This window comes from Candidatus Protochlamydia sp. W-9 (genome assembly GCF_001950615.1).
Lineage (GTDB): Bacteria > Chlamydiota > Chlamydiia > Chlamydiales > Parachlamydiaceae > Protochlamydia > Protochlamydia amoebophila.
Genome location: NZ_BCPZ01000114.1, coordinates 1 through 13,210, shown reverse-complemented (window position 1 = coordinate 13,210; position 13,210 = coordinate 1). Strand labels below are relative to the sequence as shown.

Here is a 13,210-nt window from a genome sequence, read left to right as displayed (position 1 = left end):
TCTTTTAAATTTTCTAACTTTTTGTACAGCGGGGTGTAACTCGCACTAGTTTGTGCAATCTCTAACCCGTTAAAAAGTTTGCCCAGCTTCTCCAATTCTTTTTCTAAAGCGGAAACTAAAGCAATTTTTTCTTGGATAGCCCTTAGGCCTTCATCCAAAATTGCAATCATGAGTCTGCCTACTTGTTGAGTGCCTTCCAAAGGGCTAATCTCTTTTTTGGCAATAGCATTAAGGATTTTCATAGCGTCGAGGCGTACTTTTTTTTCAATTAAATCGTCCACTTTATTTAAAGCAGAAGGAGCTATTAAAGTATGATGGTTTAAAAAATAAAAGTTAGTGTTTGCCCATAAAGAGGGATTCACCCACTTTTCAAACACTTCATCCACATTTACATCCACTCTCTCTAATCGTTTATTTTTTAGTAATTCATTAATAACAGTTCTAGGAATCCCCTTTGTTTGCAGTTTGCCTATTATTTCTTGCAGCTTGCCTATTATTATTTCTTGCGGCTGCCTTTGTCGCTCCTCTATATATTGGAATAAAGAATCTTTTGCTAGGGCTTGATTTTCTATAGAAAGAGGAATTTCTTTTTGGTTATCACGCAATTCTCGTACTGCTTTCACTAAAGACTTTTTTAACTCTGGATGTTCTGTAGAAGAAAGAAATGTCTCTTTCCATAAGTTTTCAATTCCATCAGATGCGTAAATCTTATTGTCTAAAATGGCTTTAATGGTTTTTTAAAGTCCTTCTTTAGAGACATTTAGCTCAAGGAGCCTTTCTTTTAACGGAAGAGGAATTTCTTTTTGGTTTTCACGTAATTCTCGTACTGCTTTCACTAAAGACTCTTTAAGCGTATAAAGATAGGTATCATTCACTTCGGCAAATAAAGAATGATGACAAGCTTCTGTACCTGTTTGTTCTGAGCCGATGTAAAATTGTTTTTTGGCTGGTAGCCAATCAATTTGACATTCCAACCCAGAGTAAGCTATGCCCATGTGAAGAAAAAGAAGCAGCCGCGCTTGCGCATGCATGTCAATTAATTCTGCAGGGGGATTTCCATTTTTATCTCCCCGATTGTTATAGGCATCCATTTCAGCAATGAATTGACCAAGCTTCAAAGAAAGGGGTTTATTAATTTGGAAAAAGGGTTCTACAGCTTTTGCAATAAATCCTTTTGCATTGATATAAATTTCTCTATTGCTCTCTAAACCAAAGGAAGAACGCTTTTCAAGTTTAGGTGGGTTTATTTTATCATCTGCTTTGGATTTTGTTCTCCTAGAAGGCATTGGGGCCGGAAAAGTTTCTTGATAAACTTTACTCTCTTTTTCAGTGCTTTTTTTTGTCGGCAAACTCCTACTGCTATCCAAAGAACTGGTATCCTCGGCTTCTAAGGCTTCTTCTTCTTCCTTTGTTCGCCTAGGCAATTTATGAGGGGGAGATGAGGTGGGCGTAGATAAGCTTTGAATGGCGGTCTGAGCCGTTTCCTCAGTTTTTTGATGGATATCCTCGACTATTTTTTCCTTCCCTTTTTGTTTTCTTTTTTTTCCTTCTGCAGCTTGCAACGCAGGTTGCTGGATATTTTGTCCTTGAGAAGGATGACTTGGAAAAGATCCGGTTGGATTGGCCATAGCTAAATCCCCCTTGTTTTCTTCCTATGGTGCAATTTGCATGCCAATCCAAACTGAAGATGAAGAAGTTGCTTTAAGAGCGGAAAAACGGGCGTGATCTGAGAATGCAATAAAAAATCAAAACCAAGCGAATTCCTATGAAAACATCTAGGTAAAAGAGATAAATAGCCGTTTTTTTTTGACCTGCTTAAATTTGCAAAACTATCCAAATCATTAAAAAAGCTCTCTATTTCACGGATAAATTTAATGTCTATGATGAAACCATTCTTTGGAGTCAACATCAACCAGTTAGCAAGCAATCTGGTCAGACAAGCGACATGGAAAGATTTAATTGTACTCTTAAGACAAAGATGTGCAAGGCTTGTAAGGAAAACACTTTCATTTTCTAAAAAACTAACTAATCCCATTGAGTTAATAAAATACTTTATTTGTGATTACAATAGACAATTGAGAGCCTTACCTATTTAGCACTACCTAGAATCCCTTATTTAGAACATAAATAAGGGATCTAAATGCCTAATTATACAAGAGGCAAGCTAGGTAAAATTAATTAACTTTACTGAGGATATAATCCTCGTTAAATACCTCTATAGTCCCTTTAGTAAGATGAGTCACATTTAATAGATAATATTTTCCTATTTCCTTTGCCAGTGTTTCATAAAATTTTTTCTGACCTTTGTTATTGTAGTGATGATTATCGTGTGGATTAGGATAAATCGCATAAGTAATTTGAGAGCTAGCAACACCATCCTTAGAAATTCTGATTGCTCTATTGCCTCTACCTTCACCAATTTCTGTATAATTAAACGTAGCTACTATTCTTGGATTATTTGGATCACGAAGCTTTACACTTTCGTTTATCCTTGGCTTAGGCTTAGAATTCTTCTCTTCCTCTACATCTCCAATTTTTGTTGTTAAAGGTGACCAATTTAAACCTCTTGTTTCAATATGTTCCGCATTGATATTTAAAAGGATTTTGCCAGCATTAGGATGACCGTCTTTCTGCGCTTGTTCAAGTACTGCATAAAACGCATTCATTGTTAGTCCTTCACTATTTCCCTGATGCATCGCATGGACATAACCATTCCGTAGCAACATCCTAGGTGCTCCAGATTCTCCTGGATTTGTTTTAGAAGAAGCGAAGTCTCCTCGCATGGCCAAGGATCCGCCACCAGGGGCGGTAACAGTTTGAGAAGTAAAAGGCTTCACGTAGATATTTAAAGATGGGCCTTCTAACTTATGATACATTTGAACCGCTTCCCCTACGGCATTGTCCAAATCTAAAGTGACTGGCTGGAATTGGCCTCCTTCCACCCATAAGACAGCGAAATCTAAATTATACCTAGCTCCATCAAAAATAACTTCTATTGGTCCAAAAATTCCTCTAATTTCAATTTCTCCTTCCAAACAATGTCGACATGTCAATAGAAAATCTTGAGCTATGGCAAAACAATTTCCTATAAACGAGCCATCACTTCCGTGGATAGGAAAAATTGCGCGATAAAGATCATCTATATGAGGGTTTCTTCTATAGCCTTGTTTTGATTGGTATTCATTAATCCGCATTTCCACTCCTGTATCGAATTCATTAGTGTTGAAGGAAGAAGAAATAGGATAAGGTTGTGAGCAACTGGAAATCGGCAACATATAAATATTTTCCTCGGATAAAACTTTTTAATTTTAGGTTGTAACAGTCAACGTCTGACTATTTTTATCTTTTAATCATTTAATATATTTTAAAGTTAAAATTTGACATTCCTAAATTAAAAGAAAGTTTTATGAAAGTAAAGAAGTATGATATTCTAAGTGAAAATTAGCAGCAAAATTAAACAAATTCATTGTTACTAATGTATTAAAAAAATGGGTAGTGCTAAATAGGTAAGGCTCTCAATTGCCTATTGTAATCACAAATAAAGTATTTTATTAACCCAATGTGATTAGTTAGTTTTTTAGAAAATGAAAGTGTTTTCCTTACAAGTCTTGCACATCTTTGTCTGAGAGTACAATTAAATCTTTCCATGTCGCTTGTCTGACCAGATTGCTTGCTAACTGGTTGATGTTGACTCCAAGGAATGGTTTCATCATAGACATTAAACTTATCAGTGAAATAGAGGGCTTTTTTTTTTAATGATTCGGGTAGTTTTGCAAAAAGAAGCTCAGCGGTTTTTTTATCTCGAGGACCCACTTGCATAGCAAGCACTTGACGACTTTTTTTATGCAAGATGAGCCATAACCACTGATCATTTTTCTTATTTCCTACAAAGCTCCATAGCTCATCTACTTCAAGTTTAGCCACTTCTAATTCATCTTTCTCCCAACAAGTGACTTGTGCATTTAAATCCTCAGGCAAATCATTAATAATGAAATTAATAAAATCTAGCAGCCATGGCATGCTTACATCAAAAATTCTACAAATTCCATTAAGAGATACCCTTTCTAAAAGAGCTTTTCTGACAAGTTCCTTTGTTTGTTCGTTAATGATTTTAGCTTCATTGTTTTCGCTCCACTGTTTGCCACACTCTAAACAGCGAAAATTTTGCTTTTCATGTCTTGTATAACCATTCTTCTTTACCAAATCTGAGCCGCAGTGCGTACATTTCATTGCTCTTCTCCGCTTGAATTAGAATAATTAATCTATCAAATTAGATCAGTTTATTGAAATAGCCTTACCTATTTAGCACTACCCTACCCAAATTCATACGATTAAACCTCATTCATTTTTCCTCTATTTTTAACCATATGGCTAAACTCTCTCTATTTCAGAAAATTTAAACTTGGAATCTTTTAATACTTTCGTTATTTAGAAATAATAGAACAAAAGTAGAAAATCATGGAGGAAAGAAGATGAAAGATAAAAATCCAATAGAACCCTTGCTTTCGCAAATTACAGAGATTTTGCATAAAATTCAAAATCATGATGGCTCCATTTCCAATAATTTAACACCTCAAATTATAGAGGAAATTGAAAGACTAGAAAATGCAATTGCTCTTTTTAATGATGTAAATCAAAAGACTTTTCAAGATGCAAATATTGACGTTGAAAACTTAAAAATAGATTCTAGCCGCTCTCAGATGATTAGTGATAAAGATAAGCGCGTATTAAAGCAAGCGCAAGAAATCGAGAAAGATGCGAAAAAACTACAGTTCGCCTTTTCAAAAATCATGGAAAGAGGACAAAAAGTTTCAGTTAAAAAAGAAGATCCTCTTAAACAAAAAATTAAAGAACGACGTAAACGATTTAAACCCTTGGGTGGGGATAAAAATTGGATCCCTATGTAATAACAATTTTGATTGAGAAAATTTGCAAGGCATTCGCTTTTTTGTTAAATGATATTTAAATCCCTTTAAAGGAAAAAGAATGTCTAATCCAAATCTATTCAATCAAAATCTTTCCCTTTTAGGCCTGTTCAATCCTCTTTTAGCTGTGAAACTCCAATCCCTGCCTAATGTTTCCTCTTCCGCAGCAAAACAGGAAGATGTTAACGTTTTTATTCATAAAGAAAATGAAGCTTTAGAACAAGCCTCGATCTGGATTCGAGAATTAGAACTTGAAAATTGTGATGTTCTTTATATTTATGGACTAGGGCTTGGATATGCCTATGATGTTTTACAGCCTTGGTTAAAAACTAACAGACATCGTTATCTAGTGTTTTTAGAAGATGAAACTGCAGTCATCCATTATTTTTTACAAACAGAAAAATCTTCTATTTTATTAAAAGATCCTCAGGTAGATATTATAGACATTTCCGAAGCTCAGTACGACCGCAAAATTATCCGCTCAATAACAGAAGATCATATTCTTCGTTCTTTTGCCATCACAGCGCTCCCTTCTTATTCGATTCATAAAGCCAATTTTTTTGCTACAATCAAAGATCTGATTGAATTTGAATCTGCTGAATTAAATATTCGCTATCAAGAATTGGCTCAATTTGGAATAGTTTTTTTTAATAATTTTTACCGCAACCTTTTCCAACTTCCCCAAGCTTACTTAGCAGACAATTTAGTCGGCAAATTCAAAGATATTCCAGCTATTATTTGTGGAGCTGGACCTTCTTTAAACAAACAAGCTCCCCTTTTAAAAAATTTATACGACAAAGCTGTTTTATTTGCTCCAGGTAGTGCTCTCAATATCTTAAGTCATCAAGGTGTTTGGCCACATTTTGGAGTTAATATTGATCCTACCCCCGAAACTTTTCATCGTCAGGTGATGAATAAAGCCTTTGAAACCCCTATTTTTTATCGTCATCGCTTGTATTATGAAGCTTTAACTGCCATTCATGCCCCTCGACTGTTCTTATCGGGAGCCGTTTATTATTCAGTCGCTAAATGGTTTGAAGAACAATTTAATCTTCCTTCTTTACAACTCGAAGGAGGGTATAATGTTGTTCATACAGCTTTAGAAATTGCTCACTTTTTGGGATGTAATCCGATTATTTTTGTCGGATTGGATCTTTCTTATCAAGAAGGAGAGCATTATGCATCTGGCGTGGAAAGGCACCCACTTTTTCCTCAAAAAACTGATCAAAAAACGCATTTAGGTCAACCTTTACAAGTTAAAAATAAGAAAGGAGAATACGTCTGGAGTTATTGGCCTTGGATCGCTGAAGCTCAATGGATTGATCTTTATCAACGTTCTCATCCCGATTTAAAAATTTTTAATGCCTCGGAAGAAGGAATTGGGCTTTTTTCCATTCCTAATCTTTCTTTAGAAGAACTCACTCAATCTCATTTGTCTCACTCTTTCGATATAAACGAAATGGTTCATCATAGAGTTCAAGAAGCTGGAGAAATTTCGGTTAGTCATTTGCAAGTAAAAGAAGTAATAAAAACTTTCTATCTCAGCCTCAAAAATTGTGAAAATACTCTTCAGGACATATTAAATACCTCAAAAGAAAATGGGATGGTATTTCCGGACAAATTGAAGCAAGAGCCTGGCTTCAATTATCTGTTAAGCCAATTTGATGATTTTTTTATGACATTTATTCAGAAAGATTTACGAAATTTAAATCGCATACCGAATGATTTGAAAATGATTAAAGAACGCGAACTAACAGAGGAGCGATATCATTTTCTTTGGCAAACGTGCAAAGTTAATCTAACAATTATTGAAAACACATTAAAAGAAAATTCACCTGCAAATCAAACGCTATCCGTTCAACATTTTCCCCTTTTTCCGAACTCTGACAGACAATCAACCTATTATGCATCTGGAAATGTTTATTCTACTTCATCCAGTCTTGGTAGGCCATTTGAAGGAACTCATTATTACTTTTACGAGGATGGAACTTTAAAAAGTGAAATTAATTATCAAAAAAATATTTTGAATGGCGTAGTCAAACTCTATTACCCTCATGGCCAAATAAAAAGAGAACTTTATTTTTGGAATGGTCAGCGAGAAGGAGTAGAAAAAAGTTGGTATGAAAATGGCCAACTATTTACAGAAGTGATATATCATCAGAATTTACCTAAACAGGCCAGATGTTGGTTTCCAGACGGAACGATTGCAAAGGACGTGATCTTATGACAATTTTGCCTTTTAATTCAGATAACTATGATAAAAATTTCGAGTTATTCTCTTCTCGTGATCCATTGGCAGCTTATCAACTAGAAGGGATTTTACAACAAGAGGAATTTACACCTTGTAAAACCACTAAAGGGGAACCTAATTTATTTAAAAGAAAATTTGGAATGGATGATTATTTGCATGCGCAAACAGGAGCATTAGAAGAAGCGTCTAACTCAATTTCACCCGAGCTTTTAGAAAAAGGAGAAATTTTATATATTTATGGATTAGGACTAGGATATTTCTATGAGGTATTACAGCCCTGGCTTTTGCAAAATCCCCAAAGACATGTGATCTTTTTAGAAGATAATCTTGAAATCATTTACTATTTTTTATTCACTAACACTGCCTCTTCGTTACTTCAAAATTCTCAAGTTACTCTTTTTTATTTTCGTAACTATCAATCTGACTATGAAAGCTTCTGTAAACTCAACAGTGCTTTTATCAATAGACCTATTGAATTTCTGACACTTCCTTACTACGCATTACGTAAAGAAATGGAAGCTTTAGCTTTATGCTATGCTATCCTACATGACCATAAGATTTTAGAAGCTTTACACAATGAATATTTATCTGGTCAAAAGGGGTTTTTAACAAATTTTTACCAAAATATTTTTCATCTTCCCCAATCTCATTTTGCCACAAATCTTTTTGATCGATTTAAAAATATCCCAGCTATCATTTGTGGAGCTGGACCCTCTCTAGAAAAAAACATCCATAAACTCAAAGATCTAGGACAAAATGCATTAATTTTTGCAGGAGGTTCCTCTTTAAATGTGCTCAACCATGCAGGCATACAACCACATTTTGGTTTAGGATTGGATCCAAACCCTGAACAAACCCATCGCTTATTAACTAACCATACTTTTCACATTCCTTTTCTTTATCGTTTACGAATTTCACATGCTGCTTTTCAGCTCATGCAAGGGCCTAAAATCTATGTTTCAGGATCAACAAATCAACTAGCATCTTGGTTTGAAAAAGAGTTAGATATTGCAGGACCACAATTAGATGAAGGACACAATGTCGTTAACCTCTGCACAGAAATTGCTTATAAAATGGGCTGTAACCCTATTATTTATGTTGGAATGGACCTTGCATACACCGAAATACAACCCTATGCAAAAGGTATTTCTACTCATCCCCTCTGGATCGATATCAGCCAACCTTATCAAACAGGTGATCAAAAAGCTGTATTAAGAACTGATATTTTTAATCAGTGGATTAAAACTAAATGGGAATGGATAGCAGAAGCTAATTGGTTAGGTCAATTTGCAAAACATCACTCGGATATACAAATGATTAACGCGACTGAAGGTGGCTTAGGTTTTCCTTCAGTCCCTAATCTTTCTCTAGAGGAAGTTTCCAACCTGTATTTGACTAAATCTTATGATATTTCAAATTGGGTTCATGCCGAAATCCAAAACCAACCGCCCAAAATCACAAAACCCGCTCTTTTAAACTTAATCAATCAACTCAAAAATAGTTTAGACAGATGTTTAGAAGTTTATCGTTCAACAATAAAAACTAAACAAACGGTTCAAACTTTTGCTTCTTCGACTACCAATTTTTTTGATACACAAACGATTATAACAGACAGCAGCATCAAAACAGAAATTGGATATCGACACTTCTTAGACATGTTTGACATGGCTTATCAATATCTCCAAAAATCACATCAGCTGATTCACGCCAAAAAAAGTAATGAATTTCAAGAAAACTTAGAACGTTTTTGTTTTTTAGAAGAAGTTCTCTCGCAGAACATCCAGTTAATGAACGAAGGAATTCAAAAGTTTATTTTTTCTCCTCCCCCGATTGCTCTTACTTATCAAAAAAGAGCTTTTTCTCATTCAATGGGGGAAATATACCGATTCGAAGATGGCCGTTTGGAAATTCAAGATCCCGAATTAGGCATTTGTATTCAAGAAATGTTTCATCCGAATCTAAACACAGATTGCCTCACGGCTTTTTTCCCAAATGGCCAATTGCAATATGAAATGTTTTATGATCAGCAATTGCTTCACGGACCTTCTCGTTTCTATCAAGAAAATGGCCAGTTATTAGCTGAAAGCTGGTTTATCAAAGGGAAACGGGTAGGAAAAACAATTCAATACTTTAATCAAGGAAACCTTTATAGCGTTGGCCGCTATAAAGAAGGATTACTGCATGGAAAACAAGAGTATTTTTATGCTAACGGATCTCCTCACATTGTGACTCACTATTTCAATGGATTATTAAATGGAGAAGTTTTTGTTTATACACAAGAGAGTAAAATCATTAGAGAATTGCATTACCTAGGCGGAAAACGGCATGGTGTTGAAAAGTTGTGGGATCAAACTGGTCAACAAATTTTAGAATGTCATTATCAAGAAGGAGTCCCTACTGGCAAAGCGATCCAATGGAACCTCAAAGGAGAAAAAAGGAAAGAAGTGATGATTTATCATTTCCCTGATGATTTCGATCTAAAGGTTTGGGATGAGCAGGGACAATGTATCAAATCCTATGAACGTGGCATCGAAAATTTCTCTTATATTTACGAACAAACACAAAAGAAAGCCGATAATTTAGAAGAGACACTAAAAAATATACTTCAACAAATGAATCCTATTGTTGAGCAGCATTTAACTCAATCTAAAGAGGTCGATTTAAAACTAGCAGAAGATTTTGCCGGACTAAAAGACGCTTTAAAAGGAATGCAAAACCTCAAAGAATTACTCACAGAAACCATGAAAGAGAATCTCAAACATGCTGAAGAACTTAAGAAAAATAAAGAGAAGAAACCTTCATGAATGATAAAAGATTTGAAGATAACTTAGAACAGTTACAAAAAAAAGACGCCAAACTTGCTTATCAACTACTGACAGCACAGGCAGATGATCTCTTATTTGTAAAAACGAATCAAAATGAAAACAATTTAAAGCGTATATACGAAGGGATTACTTATTTTTATCACTCTTCACAATCTGCTCAAATAGAAGCTAAAAACTGGTTTGACCATTTAAGCCTTCAACATATTTCCATTTTATTCGTTTATGGAATTGGTTTGGGATATTATTATTTAGCAGCATTAGATTGGTTAAAACAAGATGATAGACGTCGTTTAGTTTTTTTAGAAGAAGATCCAGGCGTTCTTTGTCGTTTGTTTGAAACGGAAATTGGAACAGAGGTTCTCTCTGATGCTCAAGTCCAAATTATTTATCTCGAAAATGGTTTTGAAGATAAAACGTTGCTAAATGAGTTATCTTGGAAATATTTAAACGATACTTTTGCTATTTCAGCTTTGAAACTTTATCGAGATGTTAATGCAGAAGGCTTTTCTAAACTTAAACATCTTTTATCTTATCATCTCAATCAAAAAAAAGCTTTTGTAGAAGAGTATTTACAATATGGAATTGCCTTTTTCCGCAATTTCTATCCTAATTTGCTCATGCTTCCAAAGTCTTATTTTGGCAATGCTCTTTTTGGACAATTTAAACAAACTCCAGCCATTATTTGTGGAGCCGGTCCTTCCTTAAATAAAAACTTAGAACAACTAAGAAACCTTAAAGATAGAGCGCTTATTTTTGCTGGTGGTTCTGCTTTAAATGCTTTAATTCCCAAAGGAATTATTCCACACTTTGGTGTGGCAATAGATCCTAATCAAGCACAACTTCCAAGAGTGGCAGCCGCCAAGCCTCATCAAATTCCTTTTTTTTACCGCCAAAGATTATTTCATAAAGCTCTTGAGGTAATTTCTGGCCCTAAACTTTATCTGTCTGGGACAGGGGGATATGATATTTCAAAATGGTTTGAAGAACAATTAAACTTAAAAAGTGAAGAATTAGATGAAGGACACAATGTCGTCAATTTAAGTTTAGAAATTGCTCACGCCTTAGGATGTAATCCGATTATTTTGGTGGGTGTCGACCTCGCGTTTACAGACGAAACTTATTATGCCAAAGGGGTTATTGAAGATTTAAAACTGACTGATGACGACTTTAAAACTGCTAATGACTTTGAATCCGAGCTTCTTTTACGAGACGACATTCATGGCAAACCTACTCGAACACTTTGGAAATGGATTTCAGAATCAGAATGGATTACTGAATTTGCAGAAAAACACCCTGAATTAACTTTAATTAATGCCACAGAAGGGGGAATTGGATTTAAAAATATTCTTAATAAAACTTTGCTAGAGGTAACAGAAAAATTTTTAAATCAACCTCAATTTATTGATGAGAAAGTTGCGATAGAAGTTGTCAAAAATCCGCTTTCTTCTATCACTCAAAATCAAATTCTAGAATTATTAAAGATTCTACAGGTAAGTTTAGATCGTTGTATTAGCTTATTTACTCAATTAATCGAAACTAGCAGCCATTTATTAAATCAAATTGAAAATGGTTTTTCTTCTCCAGAAATCATTCAAACACCTAGAACTTCTCTTTTAGAAACTGACATTGAAGAAGAAATTAGCTATCAATATCTGTTAGATACTTTTAATCAAGTTTACTTGCGTGTACACCATCGAACAATTTTAGAATTGCAAGAGCAAAAAAAGGATAACAATATAAAAGGACAATCTCTTCAAAAAATTTCTCTTCAAATCAATCGTCTTACATTTCTTCAAGACGTTGCTAGGGTGAATCGAGAACTTATTCAACGTTCGATTTCTGAATTTTTAGCCTCAAGTCAAACACTCTAAGTAAGATTTAGCAATCATCCATTCTTCTTGTGTATGAATGACGAAAACTTTGACAGGTGAATCCTGCAAACTAATTTCTCTATCCTGATTTCCCCCTTGATTTTTTTGCAAATCCAGCTGAATGCCAAGATAAGCTAATTCTTCACAAGTTTTTTTTCGAAGGTAACTATCATTTTCTCCAATTCCACCTGTAAAACACAAAGCATCAATTCCTCCAAGAGAAGCTGTCATAGCTCCTATTCCAGTTTTTAAACGATAAATATACATATCTAGAGCCAGTTGTGACTGCTTATTTTTAAAAGTATGAATCTCTCTCATATCAGAAGTCCCTCCAATTCCTTTTAATCCCGATTCAAAATTTAAAAGATGATCGAGATCTTCTAAGGAAATTTTTTTATTTCTCAAACAGTAAATCAAAATGCCGGGATCAATAGAACCTGATCGGGTTCCCATCATCAAACCTTCCATCGGAGTAAACCCCATGGTGGTATCTATGCTGATCCCATCTCGTATTGCACAAAGAGATGCTCCATTTCCTAAATGACAATTAATAAGCTTAAAGGGAGTTTTTTGAAGTTTTATCCATTTTTTTATTTGTTTTGCACAGTAAGAATGACTTATTCCATGAAAGCCATAACGTTCAATCCCCTTTTCCTTCCATTCATAAGGAATAGGATAGGTTTTAATTTCTTCACGCATTGTCCGGTGAAAAGCAGTATCAAAAACGGCAAAATGAGGAATCGAGGGAAATATTTTTTCTAATAGTTCAATCCCCTCTAAATTAATAGGATTATGTAAAGGGGCTAAAGAACTTAAATTACTAATGTCTTTTTTTACTGATGCATTGATCAAAACAGGCTGATGAAATAAAGAACCTCCATGAACAACGCGATGTCCAATCCATCCAATCTCATGCACTCCTTTAATGGCAGCAAAACTTCCTGTCCACAGCTTTTCTATCACTTCTTGGATCCCTTGTTTAACTGAAGTTGTTTGCAAACAAGTGGGATTGGACTCTTGGCTTCCGTTTTTCAAAGTATAGCTAGGATTTTTTTTCCCCCATTCTATATGAGCTTTCCATAAAGCTGATCCGGCATTCTCAATTTTGTCACTAAAAAGCGAAAGTTTATGCGAGCTTGAACCTGCATTCATGACCAGTACCTTCGGCATGCTGACTCCTAAATTTGGAAAAAATAAAACTCTAAATTCAAGCTATCAGGAAATTTATTTTTGTAAAGAACCTGTTTTGGCATTCTTTTTTCATCTATTCAATTAATTTTATTAATATATTTATTATTAAAAAAAATTTAATTAATTTAATAATTAAAAAATAAATTA

The 13,210-nt window shown here is 34.5% G+C and carries 8 protein-coding genes and 2 pseudogenes; 5 read left to right on the top strand and 5 right to left on the bottom strand.

Annotation, left to right across the window (positions count from 1 at the left end; translation table 11 throughout):
* Nucleotides 1-623, bottom strand: a pseudogene (locus tag BU804_RS14010) (hypothetical protein); the annotation flags it as partial.
* Nucleotides 624-737: 114 nt separating this feature from the next.
* Nucleotides 738-1,628, bottom strand: coding sequence for a hypothetical protein (locus tag BU804_RS14005; RefSeq protein WP_193427183.1), 891 nt, complete (start codon nt 1,626-1,628; stop codon nt 738-740).
* Between the two features lie 215 nt (nt 1,629-1,843).
* On the opposite strand from BU804_RS14005, the pseudogene BU804_RS11170 reads away from it, so the two are divergent.
* A pseudogene (locus BU804_RS11170) lies at nt 1,844-2,096 on the top strand (IS1 family transposase); the annotation flags it as partial.
* A gap of 78 nt (nt 2,097-2,174) precedes the next feature.
* On the opposite strand, the gene BU804_RS03040 reads toward BU804_RS11170, so the two are convergent.
* Together BU804_RS03040 and BU804_RS03035 are read right to left on the bottom strand one after the other, a co-directional pair.
* Nucleotides 2,175-3,275 (bottom strand): serine protease, encoded by a 1,101-nt coding sequence (locus tag BU804_RS03040; RefSeq protein ID WP_075882924.1) that lies wholly within the window; start codon nt 3,273-3,275, stop codon nt 2,175-2,177.
* A gap of 223 nt (nt 3,276-3,498) precedes the next feature.
* Nucleotides 3,499-4,230, bottom strand: a complete 732-nt coding sequence (locus tag BU804_RS03035) for an IS1 family transposase (protein ID WP_075882923.1) — start codon at nt 4,228-4,230, stop codon at nt 3,499-3,501.
* Nucleotides 4,231-4,472: 242 nt separating this feature from the next.
* On the opposite strand from BU804_RS03035, the gene BU804_RS03030 reads away from it, so the two are divergent.
* The 4 genes from BU804_RS03030 (at nt 4,473) to BU804_RS03015 (ending at nt 11,872) form a co-directional block, all read left to right on the top strand.
* The gene (locus tag BU804_RS03030; protein ID WP_011175907.1) at nt 4,473-4,907 is read left to right on the top strand and encodes a hypothetical protein; all 435 of its coding nucleotides are present in this window, start codon (nt 4,473-4,475) and stop codon (nt 4,905-4,907) included.
* A 79-nt stretch (nt 4,908-4,986) separates the two neighbouring features.
* Nucleotides 4,987-7,152, top strand: a complete 2,166-nt coding sequence (locus tag BU804_RS03025) for a 6-hydroxymethylpterin diphosphokinase MptE-like protein (RefSeq protein ID WP_075882922.1) — start codon at nt 4,987-4,989, stop codon at nt 7,150-7,152.
* Entirely contained in the window at nt 7,149-9,980 is a 2,832-nt protein-coding gene (locus tag BU804_RS03020; RefSeq protein WP_075882921.1) for a 6-hydroxymethylpterin diphosphokinase MptE-like protein, read from the top strand. Before BU804_RS03025 ends, BU804_RS03020 begins: the two co-directional genes overlap by 4 nt.
* Nucleotides 9,977-11,872 (top strand): motility associated factor glycosyltransferase family protein, encoded by a 1,896-nt coding sequence (locus BU804_RS03015; protein ID WP_075882920.1) that lies wholly within the window; start codon nt 9,977-9,979, stop codon nt 11,870-11,872. The genes BU804_RS03020 and BU804_RS03015 overlap by 4 nt, the downstream gene beginning before the upstream one ends.
* On the opposite strand, the gene BU804_RS03010 is transcribed toward BU804_RS03015, so the two are convergent.
* Nucleotides 11,855-13,042 carry an acetate/propionate family kinase gene (locus BU804_RS03010; protein WP_075882919.1) on the bottom strand — a complete coding sequence of 396 codons (1,188 nt, stop codon included), beginning with the start codon at nt 13,040-13,042 and terminating at the stop codon, nt 11,855-11,857. The genes BU804_RS03015 and BU804_RS03010 overlap by 18 nt on opposite strands.
* Nucleotides 13,043-13,210: the final 168 nt, after the last annotated feature.

What these genes read in the sequence shown, in the direction of transcription:
- BU804_RS14005 (WP_193427183.1), bottom strand. Translation starts at nt 1,628, where the DNA reads ATGGCCAATCCAACCGGATCTTTTCCAAGTCATCCTTCTCAAGGACAA.
- BU804_RS03040 (WP_075882924.1), bottom strand. Translation starts at nt 3,275, where the DNA reads ATGTTGCCGATTTCCAGTTGCTCACAACCTTATCCTATTTCTTCTTCC.
- BU804_RS03035 (WP_075882923.1), bottom strand. Translation starts at nt 4,230, where the DNA reads ATGAAATGTACGCACTGCGGCTCAGATTTGGTAAAGAAGAATGGTTAT.
- BU804_RS03030 (WP_011175907.1), top strand. Translation starts at nt 4,473, where the DNA reads ATGAAAGATAAAAATCCAATAGAACCCTTGCTTTCGCAAATTACAGAG.
- BU804_RS03025 (WP_075882922.1), top strand. Translation starts at nt 4,987, where the DNA reads ATGTCTAATCCAAATCTATTCAATCAAAATCTTTCCCTTTTAGGCCTG.
- BU804_RS03020 (WP_075882921.1), top strand. Translation starts at nt 7,149, where the DNA reads ATGACAATTTTGCCTTTTAATTCAGATAACTATGATAAAAATTTCGAG.
- BU804_RS03015 (WP_075882920.1), top strand. Translation starts at nt 9,977, where the DNA reads ATGAATGATAAAAGATTTGAAGATAACTTAGAACAGTTACAAAAAAAA.
- BU804_RS03010 (WP_075882919.1), bottom strand. Translation starts at nt 13,042, where the DNA reads ATGCCGAAGGTACTGGTCATGAATGCAGGTTCAAGCTCGCATAAACTT.